This window comes from Pseudomonas sp. ICMP 460 (genome assembly GCF_002723595.1).
Classification (GTDB): Bacteria; Pseudomonadota; Gammaproteobacteria; order Pseudomonadales; family Pseudomonadaceae; genus Aquipseudomonas; species Aquipseudomonas kitaguniensis.
This window is the reverse complement of sequence record NZ_LKBR01000014.1, coordinates 103,254-126,576: the sequence shown is the minus strand read 5'-3', so window position 1 is coordinate 126,576 and position 23,323 is coordinate 103,254. Positions and strand designations below refer to the sequence as shown.

General features: G+C 61.3%; 17 protein-coding genes. 3 read left to right on the top strand and 14 right to left on the bottom strand.

The annotated features are described in order from the left end of the window. The coding region (locus tag AO240_RS28740; protein ID WP_218244385.1) for a hypothetical protein at nucleotides 1-303 on the top strand (303 nt) is incomplete at its 5' end. A gap of 19 nt (nucleotides 304-322) precedes the next feature. On the opposite strand, the gene AO240_RS12655 is transcribed toward AO240_RS28740, so the two are convergent. The 9 genes from AO240_RS12655 to AO240_RS12615 all read right to left on the bottom strand — a co-directional run bounded on the left by AO240_RS12655 (nucleotide 323) and on the right by AO240_RS12615 (nucleotide 14,209). Next, on the bottom strand, nucleotides 323-2,833 hold the full coding sequence (locus AO240_RS12655) for a fimbria/pilus outer membrane usher protein (protein WP_099236765.1): 2,511 nt from the start codon (nucleotides 2,831-2,833) through the stop codon (nucleotides 323-325). A gap of 99 nt (nucleotides 2,834-2,932) precedes the next feature. After that, nucleotides 2,933-3,673, bottom strand: a complete 741-nt coding sequence (locus tag AO240_RS12650; RefSeq protein ID WP_099236764.1) for a molecular chaperone — start codon at nucleotides 3,671-3,673, stop codon at nucleotides 2,933-2,935. Nucleotides 3,674-3,749: 76 nt separating this feature from the next. Further along, entirely contained in the window at nucleotides 3,750-4,361 is a 612-nt protein-coding gene (locus AO240_RS12645) for a fimbrial protein (RefSeq protein WP_099236763.1), read from the bottom strand. Nucleotides 4,362-4,555: 194 nt separating this feature from the next. After that, a complete protein-coding gene (locus AO240_RS12640) occupies nucleotides 4,556-5,203 on the bottom strand; it encodes a response regulator (protein ID WP_099236762.1) in 648 nt (215 codons plus the stop codon). A 31-nt stretch (nucleotides 5,204-5,234) separates the two neighbouring features. Continuing rightward, nucleotides 5,235-8,396 carry a hybrid sensor histidine kinase/response regulator gene (locus AO240_RS12635; protein WP_099236761.1) on the bottom strand — a complete coding sequence of 1,054 codons (3,162 nt, stop codon included), beginning with the start codon at nucleotides 8,394-8,396 and terminating at the stop codon, nucleotides 5,235-5,237. An 82-nt stretch (nucleotides 8,397-8,478) separates the two neighbouring features. Continuing rightward, a complete protein-coding gene (locus AO240_RS12630) occupies nucleotides 8,479-9,672 on the bottom strand; it encodes an EAL domain-containing protein (RefSeq protein ID WP_099236760.1) in 1,194 nt (397 codons plus the stop codon). Continuing rightward, on the bottom strand, nucleotides 9,659-12,457 hold the full coding sequence (locus tag AO240_RS12625) for an ATP-binding protein (RefSeq protein ID WP_099236759.1): 2,799 nt from the start codon (nucleotides 12,455-12,457) through the stop codon (nucleotides 9,659-9,661). The genes AO240_RS12630 and AO240_RS12625 overlap by 14 nt, the downstream gene beginning before the upstream one ends. Nucleotides 12,458-12,515: 58 nt before the next feature. Next, on the bottom strand, nucleotides 12,516-13,496 hold the full coding sequence (locus AO240_RS12620) for a fimbrial protein (protein ID WP_099236758.1): 981 nt from the start codon (nucleotides 13,494-13,496) through the stop codon (nucleotides 12,516-12,518). Between the two features lie 23 nt (nucleotides 13,497-13,519). Beyond that, nucleotides 13,520-14,209 carry a molecular chaperone gene (locus AO240_RS12615; protein WP_099236757.1) on the bottom strand — a complete coding sequence of 230 codons (690 nt, stop codon included), beginning with the start codon at nucleotides 14,207-14,209 and terminating at the stop codon, nucleotides 13,520-13,522. A gap of 199 nt (nucleotides 14,210-14,408) precedes the next feature. Here AO240_RS12615 and AO240_RS12610 point away from each other — a divergent pair, with 199 nt between their 5' ends. Continuing rightward, on the top strand, nucleotides 14,409-14,930 hold the full coding sequence (locus tag AO240_RS12610) for a hypothetical protein (protein ID WP_058412828.1): 522 nt from the start codon (nucleotides 14,409-14,411) through the stop codon (nucleotides 14,928-14,930). Here AO240_RS12610 and AO240_RS12605 read toward each other — a convergent pair whose 3' ends face one another. Beyond that, nucleotides 14,931-17,243 carry an FdhF/YdeP family oxidoreductase gene (locus tag AO240_RS12605; protein ID WP_099236756.1) on the bottom strand — a complete coding sequence of 771 codons (2,313 nt, stop codon included), beginning with the start codon at nucleotides 17,241-17,243 and terminating at the stop codon, nucleotides 14,931-14,933. A gap of 253 nt (nucleotides 17,244-17,496) precedes the next feature. Between AO240_RS12605 and AO240_RS12600 the strand changes: the two genes are divergently transcribed. Continuing rightward, entirely contained in the window at nucleotides 17,497-18,627 is a 1,131-nt protein-coding gene (locus AO240_RS12600; protein ID WP_058412826.1) for a catalase family protein, read from the top strand. Here AO240_RS12600 and AO240_RS28955 read toward each other — a convergent pair. The 4 genes from AO240_RS28955 to AO240_RS12580 form a co-directional block, all read right to left on the bottom strand. After that, entirely contained in the window at nucleotides 18,613-18,741 is a 129-nt protein-coding gene (locus AO240_RS28955; protein WP_256585937.1) for a hypothetical protein, read from the bottom strand. The genes AO240_RS12600 and AO240_RS28955 overlap by 15 nt on opposite strands. A gap of 116 nt (nucleotides 18,742-18,857) precedes the next feature. Further along, entirely contained in the window at nucleotides 18,858-20,189 is a 1,332-nt protein-coding gene (locus AO240_RS12590) for an OprD family porin (protein WP_099236755.1), read from the bottom strand. 72 nt (nucleotides 20,190-20,261) lie between these two features. Continuing rightward, nucleotides 20,262-21,770, bottom strand: a complete 1,509-nt coding sequence (locus AO240_RS12585) for an MFS transporter (RefSeq protein WP_099236754.1) — start codon at nucleotides 21,768-21,770, stop codon at nucleotides 20,262-20,264. 9 nt (nucleotides 21,771-21,779) lie between these two features. Beyond that, the gene (locus tag AO240_RS12580) at nucleotides 21,780-22,988 is read right to left on the bottom strand and encodes an aspartate transaminase (RefSeq protein WP_099236753.1); all 1,209 of its coding nucleotides are present in this window, start codon (nucleotides 22,986-22,988) and stop codon (nucleotides 21,780-21,782) included. Nucleotides 22,989-23,323: the final 335 nt, after the last annotated feature.

The following is a 23,323-nucleotide window of genomic DNA, read 5'->3' as shown; positions in this document are numbered from 1 at the left end:
AGATCAAAAGCAAGAGCACGGCGGCCTGAAAGCCGACCTGAGTGGTTGAAGCAGATCAGAAGCAGGTCAAAGGCGGGTCTTGAGTACACAGCAGATCTGCTTTTGCTTTTTGTGGGAGGGGGCTTGCTCCCGATAGCAGTTTTACAGTTGATACATGATTCAAAGGCGGGTCTTGAGTACACAGCAGATCTGCTTTTGCTTTTTGTGGGAGGGGGCTTGCTCCCGATAGCAGTTTTACAGTTGATACATGAGTTGACTGACACACCGCTATCGGGAGCAAGCCCCCTCCCACAGTTTGACTGAGTTCGGCTTGGAGATTGGGTCAAGGCTCACACACCAGCACCTGCTTTTCATAATTCAACGCCTTATTTTGCGGCCCCAACGCATACGATGCGTTGCAACGGTGCTCGCTCCACTTGATCACCAAACGCCCTTGATCCTGCTCCACCAATGCCAGCGCATTCCCATTGGGATCAGCAATCGCCAACTGCTTGCCTGTTTCGTCCTCCAGCGAAGCCCCGAACGACAGCGGTTTGCGCTGCGCATCCACCAGCTCAAACAGCACGCGCCGTCCGCTGGTGCCGCTGTAGTGCGCCACTACCACAGCACCGCGGCGTGGCACCAGTTGCTGTGTGGCGTTGGTGATTTCTACATCGCCGCCCAAGTCGCGGGTGTCCAGGCTGATCCAGTTCACTCGATACGGCTGCGCATTTGGAATCACCGCATAGCCGTTATAGCCGGTCTCGACCCCGCTGTAGCTGCTGATTTTCGCCCCGGAAACACCCGGCACCTCGGCCAGTGCGAAGGTCTCACTGACGGTCTGCCCCAGGTTGATGCCGCCCGCGTGCGCCACCACCGAACCGGCGAGGTTGAGGTTCTGCGAGTTGTAGCCCTGGCCCTGGCTGTAGCCGAGGCTGACGTCTGCCACCGAAGTGCGGCTGTTGAGGTTCACCGAGCCGGAATCGCCGCTGCTGTCGCTGTGCCCGGCTTGCACCGAATAAAAGGTGTCGCTGGTGTCGGCGACGTAGCCGTTGAGGCCCGCTTGGGTGGTGGTGTCGCCGCGTTGGCGGCTGGTGCTGACAAATGCGCGTGGCGCGCGGGCCTGGCTGCCGAGCGGGAAGGAAATCGACAGGTTCAACTGCGTGTCGCTGCTCGGCTGGCCTTGGCTGACGATTTGCTGGGTGCGCGTTACGCCGAGGTTGTAGCTAAGGTCGCCCCAGTTGCTGGTGTAGCCGGCGGAAAAGCTCTGCGAGCCACCGCGGTTCCAGTAGCGCTGGTCGCTGGCGTTCACGTACAGGCTGCCCAATTCACGGTTGCGCCCGATGCTCTGGTTGATGGTCAGGTCGGTGCGGGTTTTCGAATGGCCGGTGCGCACGCGCAGGCCTTCGCTGCTGTCTTCAACGTGGTCGGTGAGGGTGCGGTAGCCCTCGGTGGAATAGCGGTAGGCGGCCAGGGTGAAGTTGGTGTCGGTGCCCGCGAAGGTTTTCGCATACAGCGCGCGCACGCTGCTGCCTTGGGTGGTTTGCCCCTGCGCCTTGCTGGTTGAGTGGGTCGTGTCCAGCGAGAACGCGCCGAGCGCGGTGTTTTTGCCGGCGCCGATCGACAGCGCGGTGTAGTCCTCGCTGGTTTGCAGGCCGACAATCGCGCTGAGGTTGCTGGTCAAACCGTACGCCAGCGTACCGCTGAGAAAACGCGGGCTGGCGAGGCCGTCAGCGTTGCTTTTGAACGTGCCCGCCGAAACGCTGTACTTGACCTGGCCTTCACGCACCATGATCGGCAGGCTGGAAAACGCCTGCTGGGTGACGCGGCGGCTGCCGTCGGCTTCGATCACGGTAATCTGCAGGTCGCCGTTGGAGCCGCTGGGGTAGATGTCGTTGATCTCGAACGGCCCCGGCGCGACGCTTGCGGTGTAGAGGATATAGTCGTTCTGGCGGATCTCTACCGTGGCGTTGGTTTGCGCCACCCCCCGGATCACCGGCGCATAACCGCGCTCGCTGTCGGCACGCATGCCGTCGTCGGAGGCGAGTTTCAGGCCGCGATAACGCACGCTGTCGAACAGGTCGGTGTCCGAGAAAATCTCACCGGCGCTGAACTGCCCTTTGATCGCAGTCACGTCATGCTGCGCATAGGTACGGTTGCTGGTGTAAGTGTTCGGGCGCCCGGTGCCGCCACTCAGGTTCGATTCGTTGCGCAAGCGCCAGGCGCCGAGATTGATGCCGTTGCGCAGGCCCAAATTGTTGGCGATGCGCGTGTCATAGTCGCCGGCGCTGCGGCTGCTGCTGAGCTGGTAGTTGATGAACGCGGCGCTCACACCGGCGTCCCACAGTTGCGGGTCGACATACCCGCGCAGCCCGCGCTGCATGGCAACTTGTGGAATGCTCGCCATCAGGCGCAGGCGGCTGCTGTCGTAACGCACGCCGGCGTCCTCAATCAGTTGCGCCAGGTCGTAGCATTCTTGTGGGTGCTGCGGGTCGATTTTGCCCTGGGCCTGTAACCGGCCCATGTCGATGCCCAACTGCTTGAGCAGGTCGAGGCTCAGGCAGGCTTCGACCCGAGCGTTGTGCGGGTTGCGCTTGAAGTTGATGTCGCGTCGGCCAACCAGCACTTCGTTGCTGTACAAATCGACGCGGTAGTTACCCGGCAATACGCTGTTGGCCGAGAGCAATTGCTGCAAGTCGACGGGTGACTGCGAGCCTTGCAGGAAGGTGGTGTTGAAGGTTTCCGCTGCCTCGTCGGCGGTTGCCCAAACAGGCAGGCTGGCGGCCATCGCGAACGACAGTGCCTTCAACTTCAGTGCGCCACGCGCGGGCCTGTTGCTGGAAAGAAAAGACATGCGAAGACCTGTGACATCCCGGATTGGCCAACAGCCGCGCGCGCCAATACGCACGCGTGGTGAGCCTGTGGGTTAGCGAAAGTGCTTGGGGTTAAGCGCTTAGGGTTTGCGGCGTGACTCAGTTGCGTGCACAGCTACCGCAGCGGCGCTGGGCAGGGCCGCGCTGTAGTGGTTCTGTGCGCCATAGTCGTTGATGCTGGAAAACGACAGCTGCACCGGGCCACTTGCAAGCGCTGCGCTGAGCGGGAAGCGTTTTTCCTCGCCGGGCGCAATCATCGTGGAGTCGCTGGCCAGTTGCGCCTGCACCTTAATGTCGGCCATGGACACGTGGTACAGCGTCGGGTTTTTCACCTGCAAGACGCTCTGCGCACCGTGTTTGGCCAGCGACCACTCAAGTTGCCCGGGCGCTTGCTGCGCGCTGCCGGCCAAACCGGCAGGGCGGAAAAAAATCTTGATGCGTTGGCGGATAGCCAACTGCAACGTGTTCTCGACCTCACTGGCCTTGGGTATTTCCTGCACATTCAGCCACACCACCGATTCACGGTCGGTGGGCATGCCTTTGCCTTCATAGAGGATGCGCAACAGTTGCTGTTCCTTGGCGAACACGCGTGCCAATGGCGGGGTGACGGCAAACGGTGCACGGCTACCGTCGGCATCATTCATGTCGACCCAGGACTGAATCAATACATCCTGGTTGCCGTTGCGCACGGTGATATTGGCTTCCTTGTGGTCGCCCTCGAACACGATACGGGTGGCATTCAGTGAAATGCTGGCGGCGGCCTGGGTAGCCATTAGCATGCCCAGCAGCCCCAGGCATGCGGCGATAGAACGAGGCAGCATGAGGGTTATCCAGTGTCGTCAAAAAAGAATGGCGAGGCCGTATGGCCTCGCGCGTTCGGTGCACGGGGCGCCGGGGTTACTCGTACTGCAGGATGAACGGCAGGGTGGCATCACCGCGACCGGCGGTGGCTGTGCCGGCGGCGCCGGTGGTCACATAGGCCGCCGCAAAGCTCAGGGTGGCATCGCCGCCCTCGCTGCCCTGGCCACGCATGGAGCTCTCGATGCGTGCGGTAGTCGGCGAGCTGAGGTTGATCAGTGCGCCTTTGTCGTCGAGCAGGGCGATACCGACGTTTTGCGCGGTGGCCGAACCCGGAGTCAGTGCCAGCACGTTTTTGCCGGTGACCAGGCCCGAACCGCCGTTGTTGGCGTCAAAAATCATCGCGACTTTGGTGCCCTGGTTGCAGTTGACGTTCAGGTTGAAGTCTTTGGCAGTCACACGGCCGGCGGTTGGGTTTTCTGCCGTGCCCATGTCCTTGATCGACACGTTGCCCATATCCACCGAAATGGTGCGGTCGGCGTTGGCGCCGTCTACCGAGCAAGCGTCGTTGTTAATCACGCCGGTGAACGTAATTTTGCCGCTGCCGCCCAAAGTCGGGGTGGGTGCTGGTGCTGCTTCGCCCTCGGCAAATGCACTGCCGGAGGCGGCGATAATGGCCGAGGCGATAACAGCCAGGGAAAACTTCTTCATGTTGAGGTCCGTAAGTGTTAGTTGAAAAATACTGCTGTTGAACTGCGAGGAAAGAGTAAGGCGCACGGCGCTGCGAGCAAATAAGACGATTCTTATAAGCGCTGGAACAGGCGGGTTAGTTGCACGGTAGGGCAGGCAAAGGCCCAGCAAATAAAGGGCGAAGCCATCGGCCAGGAATGGCTTTCAAGGAGGGCTTAGTTGAAAATATTACGCGCCAGGCAATAGGCGAGAAGGTCCTGGTCGCTGCTCACTTCAAGTTTGCGCATGGCCGATATTTTTTGTGCGCTGATGGTCTTTGAACTGCGGCTTTGACGGCGCGCAATATCGCTGACGCTCATGCCCGAGATAAACAAACGGAGTATTTCAAACTCTTTGGGTGACAACATAGTCACGCGTTCGTCGAGCGCAGTGAGCGTCTCGATCACCGAGGTTTTCGGTGGTTCCAGGCTGCGATAGGCGCTGTGCTGGGCAATCGCCTTCAGCGCGAGTTGAATCTCGGTGTGCAACTGGCTTTTCTGGATGATGCCGACCACGCCCAATTCTTGCAGACGCGTGAGGATCAGATGATTGGAAATCATCGTAAGAATCAGAATCTGCACCTGCGGAAAATGCCGTTTCAGGTACTCCACCAGCTTCAGGCCGTCACCGTAGGGCGAGTCGCCGGGCATGTTGTAATCAGTGATCACAATGTCGGCGCCCTGATGCTCCAGCAGCTCGATCAGGCCCGCCGAACACACGGCTTCGCCGACCACTTGAAAGCGCGTGTCGCGCTCCACCAGTTCGCGTACGCCGAGCAGTACGATCGGGTGATCGTCCGCGATAACCACGTTGAATTTTTTCATAAGGGCCGTCCGTAATGCCAGTTCAAGTAAGTCAAGTGCGCGGGTGCTTGAGCGTCTCCAGGACGGCCGACAAGCGCTGCATTACAGCCTTCACCTTGAGCTCAAGCGGGGTGTCGAGGCTGCCACGGTTAAGGGCGTTTTCCAGTTCGATGCAGGCGTGGGCCAGGTTCAGCGCCTGCACGGCGCCTAGCGCCCCGGCGACCGAATGCAGCAATTGGCCAAGGCCGTGCGCGTCGCGCTGGGCCAATGCTGCGCCAATGCGCTGCATGTCTTGCTGCACGCTGCTGATGAACAGCGGGCGCATTTTTTCCGAGAGTTGCACGCCGTCGTCAAACGACTCGGCGGGTGGCTCCTGCGGCTTGACTTTGCACAGTTTGATTAACTGCGCGCGCAAGGTTTGCAGGCTCAAGGGTTTGACGATCCAGGCGTTCATGCCCACCGCCAGGCAGCGCACGCCTTCCTCGCGCATGGCGTTGGCGGTGACGCCGATAATCGGCAACAGCCGGTCATGTGCCCTGAGGGCTTTGGCCAGTTCATAGCCATTCATCAGCGGCATGTTCACGTCCGTCAACACCAGGTCGAAGGCGTCGGGTTGCCACAGTTGCAGCGCCTGCTCGCCGTTGGCGGCCAGGGTGACCGCGCAGCCGAGCGCTTCGAGTTGTTCCTTGATGATCGCCTGATTGATCGGGTTGTCTTCGGCCACCAGAATGCGCAGGCCCAACTGCCCGGCGCTTTGTGGCTGGGCGGCGGGTGGCCGCTCATGTTTGCCATGCTGGGCCAGTGCAACGGTGGCGGCGATGGCACGCACGTCGTGCATATCCACCACCCAACCTTGCGCCGAGTGCAACGGCGGGCTGTGCGCGCCAGGCACGCACAGCACGCGTTGACCGGGCCAAGGCTGGGCGGGCTCACTGGGCAGCATGTCGACCAACACGGCATCGCGGCTGGCCGGTTGTGGCATGGGTGCGGCCAGCGCCGCCGTTATGCCCAGGCGATTCAGCCAGTCACACAGTGACTCGGCCAATTCGCGTACCGGCGCCTGCACATACACCGGCGTCGGGCTGGGTTCAATCAGCGGCGGGTTGCTCAGTGCGCCGCAGCACAGCGGCAGGCGCATTTTGAGCGTGAAGCTGCTGCCCAGGCCCGGTTCGCTGACCACCTTGATTTCGCCGTCCATCATTTGCGCCAGCCAGCGGCAAATCGGCAGCCCCAGCCCCGCGCCGCCTTCAATCGCGGTGTCTGGCGCCTGGTAAAACAGGTCGAACAGCTTGGCCTGCTGCGCCTCGGGAATGCCCACGCCAGAGTCGGTGACCTGCCATTCGAAGTCGACGTTATCGGCATCGCGCGCCGTGACCCTGGCGCGAATCACCACGCGCCCAATGTCGGTGAACTTGATCGCATTGCTCACCAGGTTATTGAGGATTTGGCGAATACGCATCTGATCGCCCATCACGCAGTCCGGCAACTGCGCGTCGATGCAGCTGTAAAGCTGCAAACCCTTGCGCTGGGCGGACGCCGCGTAGGTGTGCAGCGTGTCTTCGAGCATGTCCAGCGGGCAGAAGTCGACGGCTTCAATCGCCATTTGCCCGGACTCTATTTTCGACACGTCAAGCACATCGCTGATCAACTGGAACAGCGTGGCGGATGAGCGCTGGATGGTCTGCAAATAGGTTTTTTGGTGCGCATTCAAGTCGGTCAGGCCGAGCAACTCCAGGGTGCCGAGTACGCCATACAGCGGGGTGCGGATCTCATGGCTCATGGTCGCCAGGAACAGCGTCTTGGCCTTGTTGGCGGCGTCGGCGGCGCGGCGCGCGTCTTCCAGCGCGCAGGCGTCGTCGATGTGCCGGGTGATGTCGTTGAACGCGTATAAACGTACGTCCTCGGCCTGATAGCGGGTCGATACAAAGCCCACTTGCAGGTGCCGACCTTCGACTTCCAGATGGGTTTCACCGCTCTCGGCACTGTCGTGCACCGCGGCGAGGGCGCTGACCAGCCGCGCCGTGCCAGGCCACTGCTGCGCGCGCTGGTTTTCGATCAGCACCTTGCCATCGCTGCGGCGCACCACGCACAAACCGGTGGGCGCGGTGTCGATGATCACGCGGCTGAACGCCACGCTTTCGGCAATCCGTTCGTGGGCCAGGCGCGCCGGGGTAATCACTTGGCGCCGATACCAGCGGCTACCGGCCCAGCCCAAACTAATCAGGCTGACAAAAAACAGCGCCAGGCTGCTGAGCGGCCACAACGCCGAGTGAAAGAAGTGTGAGTAATTCAGCGCATAGATCGCGCTCCAGGGCTGGTCACCGGCCTGGGTGATTTTGAACTCAAAGCCGCTGGCATTCACATGCACGCCATCGCTGAGCTGTGCGCTGACCGCTGGCCCGATCATTCGGTTACCGTCGGGTGCAATCAGGGTAAAACGGTCAAACGCGGAGTGCTCCAGCGCGCGCTGTACGTCGTCCACTTGGGCCACATCAAGCAAGGTGCCCACCACGGCCTGGCCCTCACCGGCGAGTGGCAGGCCGATATACGCCAACAGGTGGTCGGGCGCGGGGCCAGCTTGCCAATACACGCGATTTTGTTCCAGCGGCTGCGGCGTCTGCTCAAGGGTCTGCTGCACGGCATTGACCAGCGCCATCAGGTTGCCGGTGTCTTCGGTGATTTCCCGGCGTTGGTAGCCCACCGACGGAATGGTGAGGGTGTAGGGCGTGTGGCGGTTGATTAAAAACGTTTGCGGCGCTTCATACGGCGACGAAGACCAGAACGCGCTGTAGTAGCTGGTCAGGTGGGCGCCCAGCGCAAAGATCGGCGGCCGGTCGGCGGCGGCGATTTGCTGCTCATCGAATTTGACGTTGAACGGCACCGAAAACGAGTATTTCTGGCCTTCGTACAAGGTGCGATGGTTGTCGATCATGCGGCTTTTAAGGCTGACCTGCACGTGCGTCGCGCGCGTCAGTTCGGCCTGGATGCCAGGGTGCGTCAGGCTTTTGAGATACGACTCCTGCTCCGCCAGGTTTTCCATCAGGCGCGCAAAATGAAAGCGCGTGGCGCCGTAACGGGTTTCGACGCTGCGTTGCAGTGACCAGTAATTGGTGAGCACCAGCAACAACGCGATGCCGATCAGCACCATCAGGCCTTTGTTGAGGCGCAATGAGCTGCGGGTGAAGGCTTCGAGGACCGCGTTGTTGTGCTTCATCAGGGGCTTCCGCAGGCGCAGGATAAATCGGCACTGGATGCAGCTTACTCCTTATTAAAGGACAAATAATCCAGGCCGGCTGCTAGTGAGATGTCGCAGGGCCATCATTGTTCAACAGCTGTTGAAATTGATCCGAAGACACCGCGTGGGAAATCAGAAAACCTTGCACCTGGTTGCAGTCGATCTTGCGCAGCAGGGCCAGTTGCTGCGGTGTCTCGACACCTTCGGCGACCACGGTGAGGCCGAGTTTGCGGCCCAGCGCGATGATGCTCGCCAACGCCTGGGCGATGCCTTCGTTGTCGTGGCTGCCCTGGACCAACGCCTGGTCGATCTTGAGTTCGGTAAACGGCGTCGACACAAGGTTCAGGTATGAGCTGTAGCCCTTGCCGAAATCATCCTGCGACAAGCCGAAACCCTTGATGCGCAGGCGGCAGGCACCGGCGTAAAAGTTGCTGATGTCTTGCGGCACCGAGCATTCCATCAACTCAAAGCAGATCAGCCCCGGAATGCCGTCGTGGTGCAGCACGAATTCGAGCAAACGGTCGGCCAAATCGTGGCTGTTAAGCAGGTGCGTGGGCAGGTTGATCGACACCGGTATTTCATAGCCGCGCTGGCGCCAGCGCTCCTGCGCATGGATCGCCTGTTTGAGTACCAGCCATAACAAGCGCTCCTCCAGTTCGAACGCCTTGATCGCCGGCAGGAACGCACCGGGCAGCATCACCCCTTGCTCGGGGTGCATCCAGCGCACCAGTGCTTCGGCGGCGACGATACGCCCATTGTCGAGGGATTTTTTCGGCTGGAACCAGGCCTGGAACTGGCCGCTGCTCATGGCCTGCACCAATGTGTGGCGGTCGATGTCGAGGTGTTCGGGCAATGCGGGGGAGGGGTTGCGCACTTTGTGCCGGAGCTGGTCCACCAGGCTGCGCAAGGCGTCGGCGGCGACCGGTTTGGAGATCAGCCCGATCACCTCCACATCCAGGTTTTTCGCTACCAGGCTGGCCGCCATCAGCATGCGCCGCGACGCCGCGCTCATGATCGCCAGCGCCGGCTTGCAGCGCAGGCTGGCCAGGCACTGGATAAACTGCACGCCGTCCATGCCCGGCATCAGCAAGTCGGTCAGCACCAGGTCGAAATCGCGCAAGCGCAGGCGCTCTAGCGCTTGTTTGCCGTCCTCGGCGGTTTCGAGCCTGAAATCCCCCAACTCACTGAGCAGGTGCTGCAGGTAGATGTGCTGCAGGGGATGGTCCTCAACAATCAAAATACTAAGGGGCTTCATGGGTGATCCGTGCATAAGGCGCCAGGGAGTTGAATAGAGCCCGCAACGCAAAGGGTTTGACCAGGCAATGGTTCATGCCCGCGGCCAGGCACAGGTCGGCCTCGCCGCGCATGGCGTTGGCGGTGGCCCCGATAATCGGCAGCGGGCAGCCTTGGCGGCGCAGTTCGCGCGCCAGTTCATAACCGTTGATGTGGGGCATGTTCACGTCCGTCAGGACCACGTCGAAATGGCCGGCGTTATACAACTGCAACGCTTCCTGACCATCGGCCGCCAGCTCTACGGTGCAGCCGAGTTCTTCGAGTTGGTCGCGCAATATCAACTGATTGATGATGTTGTCTTCGGCCACCAGCAAGTGCAGGTTGAGTGTGTTCAGATCACGCTGGCGCGTTTGCTCATCGGCGCGGGCCACCCACAGCCCTTGCGCCTGGCTGACCGCCTGATGAATCGCCCCGAGATGGTTGAGGTTGACGTGCCACGCAGCGTCTTGCACCTCGATGCCGTTGCAGGCCTGGCTGCTGATGTGAATCACCGGGCCTGGCCATTCGGGCACCAGCAATGGGTCGACGCTGCCGGGGTGCACTTGCAGCAGCAGATGGTTGTCGGGCAATGTCGGCAGGCCGGTCTGCGCCCTGGCGCCCCAGCGGCGCAACCAGCCGCTGATCGAATGCGCCAACTCCGGGATTGGTGACACCACATAAATGGTCTCGGCCAACAAGGCAGTCAGCGGCGGCGTGGGCGCCTCTTCCAACGGCAAAATCAGGCTGAAACTGCTGCCCAGGCCGAGTTCGCTGACCATCCGAATATTGCCATTCATCAACTCTGTGAGGCGCTGGCAGATCGGCAGGCCAAGGCCAGTACCGGCGACCACATTGGTGTTGCCTTCGCTCTGGTAAAACGGCTCGAAAATCATCGGCTGGTCTTCCTGCGCGATGCCTTTGCCGGTGTCCGAGACTTGCCATAGCAGGCTTGAGCGCTCACCGTCGCGGCCGAGTACTTTGACCCGCAGCACCACGCGCCCGTAGTCGGTGAACTTGACCGCGTTGTTGAGCAGGTTATTCAGAATCTGGCGGATGCGCGTCACGTCGCCAATCAACCGTTCCGGCAGCTTGGGGTCGAAGCAGGCATACAGTTGCAAGCCCTTGCCCTGCGCGGCGGCGGCATAGCCCTGGACGATTTCGTGAACCAGGTCCAGCGGTGAGAACTCGCTCAATTCCAGCGCCAGTTGCCCGGCTTCGATTTTCGACACATCCAACACGTCGCAGATCAGTTGCAGCAAGGTCGATGACGAGCCTTCGATGGCGTGCAGGTAGTCTTTTTGCTGGGTGTCCAGTTGCGTGCGCGCGAGCAACTCCAGGGTGCCGAGCACGCCGTACAGTGGTGTACGAATTTCATGGCTCATGGTCGCGAGGAACAAGGTTTTGGCGGCGTTGGCCGCGTCTGCCGAGTGCCGCGCTTCCTCCAGCGCCGCTTCTACCTGTTTGCGCGCGCTGATGTCGCTGAACGCGCAAAACAGCACGTCCTCGCCTTTGTAGCGGGTCGGTGCGCTGCTCAAGTAGAGGTGGCGGCCGTCAATCGTTTCAAAGTAGTCGCTGCGTTCGTGCGGCTCACCGGCGAAGGCTTGCTCTATCCAGCCCGCGCGCAACGCCTCGCGCTCCGGGCCGTTGCCCAGCCATTGCTGGGCCAGGGTGTTTTCCAGCACCACTTGGCCGTCGGTGCGGCGCAGTACACACAGGGCGACCGGCGCGGTTTGGATCACGTCGCGGCCGAACGCTTCGCTTTCGATCAATGCCTGGATGCGATGGATCGAGGGCACGATAAAACGTTGGTCGACGCGGCGCATCACCAGCCAGATCAGCGCGAGGCTGAACAAGCAGAACAACAGCGAACCGAGCAGTTGCTTCCACAACCCGTTGACCACCGCGCGCAGGTCAATGGAATACATCAGTTGCCAGTCCGAGGATTTCAGGTGCTTGCGAATCACCAAGTGGTCGGGCAACAAACCGTTACCGACAAAACCGAAAAAGTTCTCTTCCCTCGGCTTGAGGCGTTGCTGCTTCAACTGTGCGTCGTCGCTGTTGGTGAACACCAGCGCGCCCTGCGAGTTAAGCATCATGAACTCGCCGGCGCTGTGGTCACTGAGGGTTTGTGACACCTCGCGGCTTTGCATTTCCAGGCCCAGCCAGCCGGAGTCGCGGTCGCGCTCATCAAGACGGATGAAAATGTACAGGTGCGAGTGTTGCTCGGTCGTGTCGCTCAGCCACACCTCGTTCAGCGTGTTCGGGTCGCTGTGTTGCAAGGCCTTGAGACGGTTGAGCATGCACGTGGAAATCGGCAGCACCTGCGCCGTCGCGTTGTACAGGCGCGTCACCTGTGGCGTGGGGTCGGCGTTCACATAGAGCAGGTTGAGCTGCTTGTTCTTGAGGTAGTCGCGCATGCGCGTGGTCAGCCAGATGCTCCACTGGCTGCCGGGCGTATCGCCCAACTGCACGTGCAGTTCTTCGGGGGAGGGCGGGTAAATCGTGGATTGCTTGCGCACCGCGGAGAGGCTGAGGCTTTCGAGCAGCGCCTCGCGGTTGGTGAAAAACGTATGCGCCTCGGCGATCGCGCTGCTCATGTAGCCACGACGTTGGGAAATGTCGTTGTTGAAGGTCGACAGCAGGAACGTGTAAACCCCACTGAGGATGCCGATGAGCAGCACGGTCGCGAAAATCCGCAGCAGCCTTCTGGCGGCTTCGGGTCGGGAGAGGACGGGGTTGATCTGCAGCAGATAACTTTTCAATCGCATTGGCGCACTTTAAGTGGCGGCCAATGCGCGTGGCATAAGACGATCCTTAAAAGGCCGGCTATTTGTAATACATGTCCACCACCACGGCGGCGTCGAACGCGCCGGGTATCGGCAAGGTGCGCCATTTCACGTCGGCGCGAAATTCATCCAGGCTTGTGCCGCGTCCCATCAACTCCTGCAACGTGAACCAGGTGTTGAAGGGCAGTTGCTGTTGGCTTTCGACGCGCGACAACGAGATGCCCACCGAGCTGTTGTTGTCCGGCACCAGCAAGCCATTGCTCACGCTGCCGCCGCCCGGCGTGGTGGCGAAGCGCGCGCTGACGGTGTAAGGCGTGTCGCAGCCTTTGTTCAGGCCCAAACTGAAGTTTGCGCTGCTGGCCACTTCACCGATCGAGGCTTTGCGCGACGGTGTGGGAAAGCTGACCGTGCTGGGGCTGATGGTCAACTCGGGCGTGCACGGCACGAAGCGAATGCCGTTCATACCGGTGACCACGTAGTTGAAGTTGCTGTTGGGCCGGGAGTTGAGCCCAAGCACGCCGTCGAGCTGGAACACGCGGTACGCGCTCAATGTACTGGCTTGGCCGCTGGGCGGGGTAGGGTCGTACTTCTCGATGAAGACGCTGAAGTTAAGGGTGAAGCGTGCGTACTGCCAGCCCGTGCAGTTGGCGGTGCAGCCACGGTGCGAATAGAACCCGGTACTGACTTTACCGGTGCTTTGCGTAATCGGCTGGTTGTTGTAACGGATACCCACGCGAATGCCCTTGCCGATGCTGACGTTGGCCGGGTTGACGTAGAAATACACCAGCTCGTTGCCGTAGTTGTAGTCGTCCCGGCAGATCACATTGGTCGAACGTGGGCCGGATTCCCAGATGATGCTGCCGTTGGGCGCATCGGCGGCGACCGCCAACGCGGTGCCCAGCGCCTCTTGGGTGATGATCGAATCGGTGCCGTCTTCACGGCAGGCCAGCGCATGGCTGGTGGCCGGCAAGATAGCGCAGGCCCACAGCAGCATCGGCAAAAAACGTTGGGTGAGTGACATAGGTGCAAGTACCCCGCGATAGATTACTTGAGTACCGCGCTGCGGCGGGCCTGCAAGCCAATATCGTTGATTTCGGTGAAGTGAAGGGTGGTGCCGGTTGGCAACGGGCTCGGCGCGCTCAGGGTTTTGTGCTCGTAGGGTTTGAGCAGCAGGTAATCGCTGAGCGCCACGTTGTCGGTTTGCAGGTTCACCAGCGATACGTGGAACGCGCTGGGGTTGCTGACCGTGACACTGCGCCCGGCGTCGCTGCGCCACTGCAATTGCTGCACCGCCTCGGCCGAGCCGCCCTTGAGCGCGGGCGGCCGATAGAACAGCTTGAGCCGTTGGCGTATCGCAAACTGCACGCTGTTGGGGTCTTCAGGCTTGAGCGGTATCTCCATGATATTCAGCCAGAACAGCGATTCGCGATCGCTTGGCAAGCCTTCACCGGCATACAGGATGCGCAATGCGTGATGCTCCCCGGCGGCCAATTGCACCAGCGGCTCGGTGGCGGCAAACGGCACATTGCGCTCGGTGGCCGGGTCCTCGCCGGTGATCCAGGTTTGCACCACCACCTGGCGTGAGGCCTGGTTGACCACGTTGATGCTGGCGGCCTTGTCCTCGCCGAAATAGATCAGGCGCGTGCCTTCGATCTTCAGCGCCGCGCTGGCGGGCGGCGTAAGGGCCAACAGTGCGCTGGTGAGTAACAGCATTCTGAGTAGAAACAGGTGCACAGCAAAACTCCATGGGAGCGTGTGGGGACGCAGGCCATGGTAGGGCGCGGGATGCGCGAGGGCTTTCAGGCGATTCTTAAAAATCAGCCGGGGTGGCGGGGCAGCGTTTCAGAATTGCCTTAAAGGCAGGCTTCGGCGCTGACGGTAACGTGCTCGGCGTTGATTGATCGACGTGGCTGCCAACTGTCAGGTTTACCCTATGTCCAATAAAGCGTTACGCCTTCTGATTGCCGATGCAGACCTGCTAGCGCGGGTCAACATCGAAAAAAAGCTCAACCAGCTGGGCTATTACCGGATCGCCCCGTTGAGTACGTTCGACCAATTGCAGGCGTTGACGAAGGCGGGAAGCGTGGCATTCGACCTGTTGATCATCAACACCGCGCTGGTGCCCGCGCGGCAGGTCAACCTGTTGAAGTTTTGCCACGACAACCCGTTGATTCGCCACACGCTGATCTATGACGGGCGCTGTGCGCAGCGTTCACGGGCGTCGGTGTTGGTCAGCCAAACCTTGCACCTGTCGTTGGCGCAATCGCCGGACCTCAATTCGCTGCGCCGTTGCATGGAAATCGTCGACCCGACGCACAGCGCACCGGTGGTCGAGCGGCCGACCTTGCGCGCTGTCGACACGCGTGTTCAGCCACGCTCGGCAACCCCGCGTGCGAACTACCACGGCGACCCGGCGGTGGTGGCCTGCGCGGTCGGTTTGTCGCCCAAACGCTGATCAAACCGGCAGGCTGAGGCGTACCGGCACCGATTTGGCCGCTGGCACCTTGCTGCGTTCGGCGTGGTGCCACAGCGGCACCAGCGGGTTGCATTCAGGGTAATACGCCGCTGCGCAGCCTTCGGGAATGTCGTAAGCGACAATTTCCAGTGGCCCGACCTGACGCTTCACCGCAGGCTCTATCGCGGTGGTCAGCATCACCCCTTGGCCATTCGCAAAACCCAGCCGCGCGATGTCATTGCAGTGCATGAAGATCACTTCGCGGGTGCCGCTGATGCCGCGAAAACGATCCTCGTAACCATAAATCGTGGTGTTGAATTGGTCGTTGCTGCGCAGCGTCATCAGTTGCAGCACGTCGCGCGGCGCTGTTTTGGCATTTACCTCGACATTCACGTCATCGTCTTCATTCAACGTGCCTGGCAGCACAAATTGCGCCTTGCCGCTGTCGGTCAGCCATTCGCGCTGGGCCACGGCAATCGGACGATGGAAACCTCCGGGCTCGGCCATGCGCGTTTCCATGTCGTGGAAGATCTTCGGGTAAATCGTCGCGATGGCCGTGCGTACCCGCGAGTAGTCCTCGCTCCAGCCTTGCCAGTCAATCGTGCAGCCCGCACCCAGCGTGGCTTGAGCCAAGCCTGCGACAATGCTGGTTTCGGCGCGCAAGTGCGCGCTGGCCGGTTCTGCACTGCCGTGCCAGCCGTGGATGCAACCGGTGCTGTCTTCGGTGGCCCAGGTTTGTTCGACGCCGTTCTGACGGTCGATTTCGATGTGCCCAAGGCAGGGCAACAGCCATTGGTTTTGGGTGGCCAGCAAGTGCGTGCGATTGAGTTTGGTCGCGATTTGCACGTTAAGTTGCAGCGCCTGCCAGGCTGGCTCCATGCGCGACGTGTCGGGAATCGCCCGCAGGAAGTTGCCGCCCAGGCCGATGAAGCCGCGCACTCGCCCCGCTAAAATGCCTTCGCAGGCGTCTACCGTGCACAGCCCCATTTGCTCCGGGACCTTGAAACCGAAGTGCTGCTCGATCAATTGCACCGGGACTTTTTTCGGGTCTTCGGTGATCCCGACGGTGCGCTGGCCCTGCACATTCGAATGGCCGCGCACCGGGCAGATGCCCGCGCCGGGCTTGCCGAAATTGCCGCGCATCAACAACAGGTTCACCAGCATCTGCACGTTCTGCACGCCATGCCGATGCTGAGTCAGGCCCATGCCATAGACCATCATCACCCGCTGGCTGCGCGCATACACCTGCGCCGCCGCTTCTAGGGCGCTGCGGCTGAGGCCGGATTGGCGCTCGATGCGCGGCCACGCGCAGGCGCGCGCCAGCGCCGCGAACGGCTCAAAACCTTCGGTATGTTGCGCAATAAACGCATGATCAAGCACTGCGGCGCGCCCCTCGCGTTGCGCCTGGTCGTCCATCTCCAGCAGCACCTTGGCCATGCCGAGCAGGGCGGCGCTGTCGCCGCCGATAGCGACCTGGTGATACTGGGTGCTGATCACGGTTGATTGTGGCGTGAGCATTTCGACCGGCGATTGCGGGTTGACGAAGCGTTCCAGCCCACGCTCGCGCAGCGGGTTGAAGGTGATGATCGGTACCTCACGTTTACGCGCCTCTTGCAGCGGGTGCAGCATGCGCGGGGCGTTGCTGCCGACGTTCTGGCCGAAGAAAAACAGGCAGTCGGTGTGTTCAAAATCCTCCAGCGTCACCGTGCCGACCGGTATCCCGATGCTTTCCTGCAACCCCACCGACGTGCTTTCGTGGCACATGTTCGAACTGTCGGGCAGGTTGTTGGTGCCGTAGGCGCGCGCGAACAGTTGGTACATGAACGAAGTTTCCAGCGACGCGCGCCCCGACGCGTAAAACACCACACTGTCGGGTGGCAGGCTGCGCAATTGCGCACCGATTTCGCGGTAAGCCTCTTCCCACGACGTCTCGCGGTAGCGGTCACTGGCCGCGTCGTACCGCAGCGGATGGGTCAGCCGCCCGTGCTGTTCCAGCGCATAGTCAGACCAGCCGCGCAGTTGCGTCAGCGTGTGCTCGGCAAAGAATGCCGGCGAGGTTTTCAGCGCGGTCAACTCCCACGCCGTGGCCTTGGCGCCGTTCTCGCAAAACTCCAGCGCGTGCGGCTTGCCGGGCTTGGCCCACGCGCAGCTGACACAGGCAAAACCGTCCGGCTTGTTCTGTTTGAACAGCGCCTTGGCCGCTTTGCCGAAGGCCTGTTCTCGCCACAGAATTCTCATCACCGATTGTGCAGAACCCCAGCCGCCAGCCGCGTGGGTGTAGGGCTGAAAGTGTTTTTTTGGATAGATGAGCATGGCGGCACCTGAAGGCCTTATCGGTGGGGGTTAACGTTACGACGAGTGCGGTGGGCAAAAGGTTCGAGCCAGGTTCCAGGCGGCAGGCTGACCGCTCGTCCGGCGGGCCTGTGGATTTGTTGAACGTCCGTTTATTCGCCCCGGCCATATCCATCACGGCGCCTGAGTTTTCTGATCCCTGAGTTTTCTGATCAATGCCTGCCGATAAAAAAATAGCCTGTCGTGAATAGCATGCCGAGCGGAGATACACCTGATGAACGACCTACCTGCAGTTAGCCCAGCCATTCAGCCTTTGCCCTTTGAGCCTTCATTCGAACAGATCCCTGAGGATGAAGCGCAGACCAGCAAGGAGTTGGCCGAAACCCTTCGCGGCATCATGCAAACCACTTTTGAAGACAGTGGGCATGCCACACGCAGCGTGCATGCGAAAGCCCACGGCCTGTTGCGTGGGCACATCACGGTGCTCGACAACCTGCCCGCCGCCCTGGCACAAGGCGCGTTCGCCAAACCAGTGAAGCTGCCGGTGTTTATGCGCTTTTCGACCAACCCTGGCGACGTGCTCGACGACAAGGTTTCCACGCCCCGTGGGCTGGCGGTGAAAATCGTCGGCGTAGACGGTCCACGGCTACCTGGCAGTGACGGTGAAGTGACTCAGGATTTCGTCATGCAAAACGCCAAGGCCTTTACTGCCGCAACGCCCAAGGCGTTTTTGAAAACCCTGAAGCTGTTGGCGAAGACCACCGACAAGGCTCCAGGCATGAAAAAAGCCCTGTCGGCGGTGCTGCGTGGTGTGGAAGCGACGATTGAATCGCTGGGCGGCGAAAGCGGCACCCTGAAGAGCCTCGGCGGCCACCCGCAAACGCATATCCTCGGCGAAAGTTTTTCCAGTGTGGTGCCGATGCTCTACGGCCCGTACTACGCCAAAGTGGCGGTGGTGCCGGTGTCTTCGAACCTGACCGCGCTGACTGATTTGCACGTGGACTTCGGCGACAACCCGAACGGCCTGCGCGCCGCAGTCGAAGCCTACTTTGCGCAGAGCGGCGGCACCTGGGAGGTGCGCGTGCAGTTGGCCACCGACCTCGACAAAATGCCGATTGAGGATGCCTCGGTGCAATGGCCTGAAGACCTCAGCCCGTATGTCACCGTGGCGCGTATCGAGCTTGAGCCGCAGGCGGCCTGGAGCCCTGAAAACGTGCAGAAAATTGACGATGGCATGGCGTTCAGCCCGTGGCACGGGCTGGCCGCGCATCGCCCATTGGGGGGTGTGATGCGCGTGCGCAAGCCTTCCTACGAGATGTCGTCGGGGTTCCGCGCCGAGCACAACGGCTGCCCGATGCATGAACCGCGACTGGCGCAGGATGCCGGGCCGTCAATCACGCCATAACGGCAGGTTCTCGTCAGTCAGCGTCCAGTGCGGCTGGCGGGGTTTGAGGCAGACCCCGCCGACCCAGCGCTCGTGGCTGGCGTGGTCGAGCCAATACGCATCTCCCTTAAGCACTGAGTGCCCCAAAGCGGTCAGTGCCAACCCGCGCCGAGGCCAGGGTTTCGCGCATCCAAGAGTGTGGGGCGAGCCTCGCGGAAGGCTCGGCCCCACTGCCACCTGAATGCTGGCCTTTACAAAATGCTTAACGGGTAGCTGATGATTACGCGATGTTCATCGCTGTCGCGTTGGGTGGTCACTTCCGTGCGCAACGAGGCGTGGCGCAAGGCAATGCTCAGGTTCTTCAACGGGCCTTGCTGGATCACATAGCTGACCGTGAGGTTGCGTTCCCATTCGCTTTTATCGCCGGTGGGCGTGCGTATGTTCGAGCCGCTTTCGTACATGCCGAGGAAGCTCAGGCCGGGTACGCCGACCGTGGCAAAGTCATAGCCGTAACGCACCTGCCAAGTGGTTTCGCCGGCGCGCTGGAATTTGCCGATCATCGACTCGGTCATAAAGTACGCCGTGGAACCGTCACCCTGGTTCAGCCACACCGCGTCGCTGTCGCCGCTGACTTGTTGCAGGCCGGCAGACAGTGTGTGGCCGTTGATCAAATACGTGAACTGGGCACTGCTCAGGCGGCTGTCGACTTTGCCTTTGGTCACGCCGTTGCCGTAGTAGCCAAAGGTGTAGAAGGCCGGATCGTTGCTGTTGGCGCCATCGGAGCGGTTGTCGAAGTGCCGCAGGTCGGTGCGCAGGGTGCCGGGGCCGATCTGCCAGTCGTATTTGAGGCCGAGGAAGTGCTGTTTGTAGAAGTCCTGAAGGTTGCCGTAGTAGTACTGCAAGGTCAGGTCTTTTGTCGCTTTGTAGTCGACCCCGGCGTAATAGAACTTGTTGACGAATTCACCGGTGACGGCATTGTTGGCGCCCGGAATCGACATGCCCATTTGGTTGCTTGAGCCGCGACCTTTTACGTGTTCCAACTGGCCGAGGGTGAAGGTGAAATGGTCGAGGTCTTTGGATTGCACCTGGCCGCCGTTGAACGTCTGTTGCAGCATGCGATCAGTGGCCATCACGACCGGCAGCATCGGCACCAGGGTGCCGTATTTCAGCTCGGTTTTGGCGAACCTGGCCTTGGCGGTCATGCCCAGGCTGCCGAACTCATCCACCGCACGGCCATCGGCGCCGGTGGGGAACACGTTGCCATTGAACGCGGTGTGTTGCGGGTTGTAGTGGCGACCTTTGCCGGAGTCCAGGCGCACACCGAACATGCCGATAGCGTCGACGCCGAAACCTACCGCGCCTTGGGTGTAACCCGACTCGAAGTTGGCGATAAAGCCCTGGCCCCATTCCTGGGTGTAGTTAGGGTCTGCTGCGCCGCTGCGGTTGTCGGCGTTACTGAAAAAGTTGCGGGCCAGCACATTCAGCTTGCTGTCTTCCACCAGCCCTGCGGCATAGCCTTGTTGGGCGATGAGCAGGCCGCAGAGGCCGGCCAAAACGGTGGGTGCGCGATTGAAAAGCTCCATCGGAGTGATCCCCATGTGTGATTAGTGTTTTTTGAGGGCAGTCAAAAGCGGCAGTGGTGTTTCTATTTTTTTTCAGGAGACAGGCAGTCGCACCGGCGGCAAGCGGTACAGAACGAACAGCGCCAGCACGCCAATTGCGGCGCACAGCAACAGGCCGACACCCACCGACTGGGCCAGCGCATCACGCGCCAGGTTCAGCCAGGGTGAAGGTTCAAGGGTGGCGTGCAGCAACACCTGCGGGTCGGCATACAGCGCCAGGCCTTCGGCGTTGCCCGCCGCGAGAAACACCCGCTGCAAGTTGCTGCTGTAGAGCAGGTTAACCAGCACACCCATGCCCGCCGTGCCGAGCAAGCCGCCGACCAATCGCAGCGATTGGGTCAGCGCCGTGGCGATACCGAGGAACTGGCGCTCGGCCAGGGTTTGCGTGAACACCGTGAGGTTCAGCAAGATAAATCCCAGGCCCAGACCCGCCAGCAAAATCAAACCGAGCAACAGGTTGAACGAGGCCCCACGCCCGACCAGCGCCAGGCCGAGGCACGCCAGCAGCAGCGCGACAAAACCCGCCAGCGGCAAATGGTTGGGGTTGCGCAACCGTGTGACCACGCGGCTATTAATGATGGCGCCAAGCGTGATGCTCAACGCCAGCGGCGTGATCAGCAGGCCGGCGTCTTGCGGCGAGTAGCCATAGGCGCCTTGCAGCAATAGCGGCAAGTAGAACAACAGCGAAAACATGATCGCGCCGGCGGCCATCGACAGCACGAACAGCAAACGCATGCTCGGCAAACTGAACAGCGCAACCGGCAGCAGCGCATGCGCGCAGCGCCGTTCCCAGTGCCACAACGCGATGATCGCGGCGATGCAAGCGAGCCCTAAACTCGCGCTCAAGGCCAGGCTCGAATGCCCCAGCCATTCCACAAACAGTTGCAGACTGCCCAGCGCCAGCGCGATCAACAGCGCGCCGGGCCAGTCCAGGCGAATGCCGCTGCGCTGTTGCGGGCGATACCAGGGCAGGTAACGCCAGGCGATCAGCAACGCCAGGCAACCCAACGGCAGGTTGATGTAAAACACCGAACGCCAGCCGTAAACGCCGGTGAGGTAGCCGCCCAGCCCAGGGCCGATTGCATTGACCACACTGAACATCGCACTCAACAACATTTGCCAGCGCAGGCGTTGGCGGGTATCGGGAAACAGTTCGGGGATGCAGGCGAACGCGGTGCCGATCAACATGCCGCCGCCCACGCCCTGCAGCGCGCGGCCGAGCACCAATACCAGCATGTCGTTGGCCACCGCGCAGGCCAGCGAGGCCAGGGTAAAAATCAGCGTGGCGGCCAGCACGAAGGGCTTGCGCCCGTAGTAATCGCCCAGCCGCCCGAAAATCGGAATGGTCACAATGGACGCCAACAGATAACCGGTGGCGACCCACGCATAGAGTTCAAAGCCATGCAGTTCGGCAACAATGCTCGGCAAGGCGTTGCCGATCACGGTCTGGTCCAGCGCCGAGAGCATCAGCACCAACGAGATGCCGAGCATGGCCAGCAAGGCTTGCTTGAAACTCAGGGGAGGGTGGGCTGCCACGCTCATCGTCGGTCCTCAGCGCAACGCAGCAACGGCAGCTTTGATGCGCGCGCAGCCTTGGTCGAGGGTGCTGATGTCGGTCGCAATCGACATGCGAAAAAACGGTGCCAGGCCATACGCGGTGCCCGCGACCACCGCCACGCCCTGGCTTTCCAGCAGGTACATCACCACCTCGCTGTCGCTGTGCAGCGTAGTGCCGTCGGGTGTGGTTTTACCCAGCAGGCCGGCGCAATTTACATACAGGTAAAACGCGCCGTCCGGCTTGCGGCAGCTCAGCCCTTCAATGGCGTTAAGCAGCTCCAGGCAACGGTCGCGGCGTTGCTGGTAAACCACCACGCTGTGCTTGACGAAGTGCTGGTCGCCGTTGAGTGCTTCGACCGCTGCGGCCTGGCTGATCGAGCAGGCATTGCTGGTGGACTGCGATTGCAGGGTGGCCATGGCACCGATCAGGTCGGCGGGGCCGGCGGCGTAACCGATGCGCCAACCGGTCATGGCATAGGTTTTGGACACGCCGTTGACCAACAGCGTGCGCGCGCTCAAGGCCGGTTCGATGGCCAGGATATGCGGGTTGTCGAGGCCGTCGAAACGGATGTGCTCGTAGATGTCATCGGTCATCAACAGCACCTGCGGGTAGTCCAGCAACACGTCGGCGAGTGCGCGTAATTCGCTGTGGCTATAGCTGGCGCCGGTGGGGTTGCTCGGTGAATTAAGCAGCAGCCAGCGGGTGCGTTCGGTGATTGCTGCGCGCAGTTGCGCAGGCGTCAGCTTGAAGCCGTTGTGCTCAGGGCAGGCGAGCGTCACCGGCTCGCCTTCGCAGGCCAGCACCATGTCCGGGTACGACACCCAGTACGGCGCCGGTATGAGTACTTCATCGCCCGCGCCGAGGGTGGCGGCGAAGGCATTGAAGATTGCGCTCTTGGCGCCGCTGGTGACCAGCACGTGCTGCGCGCTGTAGGTCAGGCCGTTTTCGCGCGCCAGTTTGTCGACAATCGCCTGGCGCAGTTCCGGGGTGCCGGCGTTCTGCGTGTAGCGGGTTTCACCGCGCTCGATGGCGGCGTTGGCGGCCTGGCGAATATTCGGTGGGGTATCGAAGTCCGGCTCGCCGACCACCAGGTTAATGATGGACTGGCCTTGGCGACGCAGCTCGTTGGCGCGGTCGGACGCGGCGCTGCTGGGCGATGGTTTGATACGTTGCACACGGGCGGCGATGCGGGAGGCGGTCACGGGCGTTCCTCGTTGATGGCGTTGACGGGGCCACAGTACGAGGCGCGGGGGAGGCGGCGATAAGACGAGATCGTTCTGGTTTGATAGGCACTGCTTATGGTTGGCTGCGCACCAAACAAGTGCGCCCAGCCCCGCGTGCTCCGGGCGGGTGCCTTGAGGGGTGGATGTGCGTCAGCCATAGCGAAGCCTTATGGCTGTGGCCTGGGTTTTGCACTCACTTGGGCACGCCTGCCGAATTTTTGATGGAGTGGTTAACGCAGATCAAAAGCGCTTTTGTGGGAGCGGGCTTGCTCGCGATTGCGGTGTATCAGATAAGTATTTTTCAACTGACACAC

What these genes read in the sequence shown, in the direction of transcription:
- AO240_RS12645 (WP_099236763.1), bottom strand. Translation starts at nt 4,361, where the DNA reads ATGAAGAAGTTTTCCCTGGCTGTTATCGCCTCGGCCATTATCGCCGCC.
- AO240_RS12620 (WP_099236758.1), bottom strand. Translation starts at nt 13,496, where the DNA reads ATGTCACTCACCCAACGTTTTTTGCCGATGCTGCTGTGGGCCTGCGCT.
- AO240_RS12635 (WP_099236761.1), bottom strand. Translation starts at nt 8,396, where the DNA reads ATGAAGCACAACAACGCGGTCCTCGAAGCCTTCACCCGCAGCTCATTG.
- AO240_RS12640 (WP_099236762.1), bottom strand. Translation starts at nt 5,203, where the DNA reads ATGAAAAAATTCAACGTGGTTATCGCGGACGATCACCCGATCGTACTG.
- AO240_RS12585 (WP_099236754.1), bottom strand. Translation starts at nt 21,770, where the DNA reads ATGAGCGTGGCAGCCCACCCTCCCCTGAGTTTCAAGCAAGCCTTGCTG.
- AO240_RS12605 (WP_099236756.1), bottom strand. Translation starts at nt 17,243, where the DNA reads ATGCTCATCTATCCAAAAAAACACTTTCAGCCCTACACCCACGCGGCT.
- AO240_RS12650 (WP_099236764.1), bottom strand. Translation starts at nt 3,673, where the DNA reads ATGCTGCCTCGTTCTATCGCCGCATGCCTGGGGCTGCTGGGCATGCTA.
- AO240_RS12610 (WP_058412828.1), top strand. Translation starts at nt 14,409, where the DNA reads ATGTCCAATAAAGCGTTACGCCTTCTGATTGCCGATGCAGACCTGCTA.
- AO240_RS12600 (WP_058412826.1), top strand. Translation starts at nt 17,497, where the DNA reads ATGAACGACCTACCTGCAGTTAGCCCAGCCATTCAGCCTTTGCCCTTT.
- AO240_RS12590 (WP_099236755.1), bottom strand. Translation starts at nt 20,189, where the DNA reads ATGGAGCTTTTCAATCGCGCACCCACCGTTTTGGCCGGCCTCTGCGGC.
- AO240_RS12655 (WP_099236765.1), bottom strand. Translation starts at nt 2,833, where the DNA reads ATGTCTTTTCTTTCCAGCAACAGGCCCGCGCGTGGCGCACTGAAGTTG.
- AO240_RS12630 (WP_099236760.1), bottom strand. Translation starts at nt 9,672, where the DNA reads ATGAAGCCCCTTAGTATTTTGATTGTTGAGGACCATCCCCTGCAGCAC.
- AO240_RS12625 (WP_099236759.1), bottom strand. Translation starts at nt 12,457, where the DNA reads ATGCGATTGAAAAGTTATCTGCTGCAGATCAACCCCGTCCTCTCCCGA.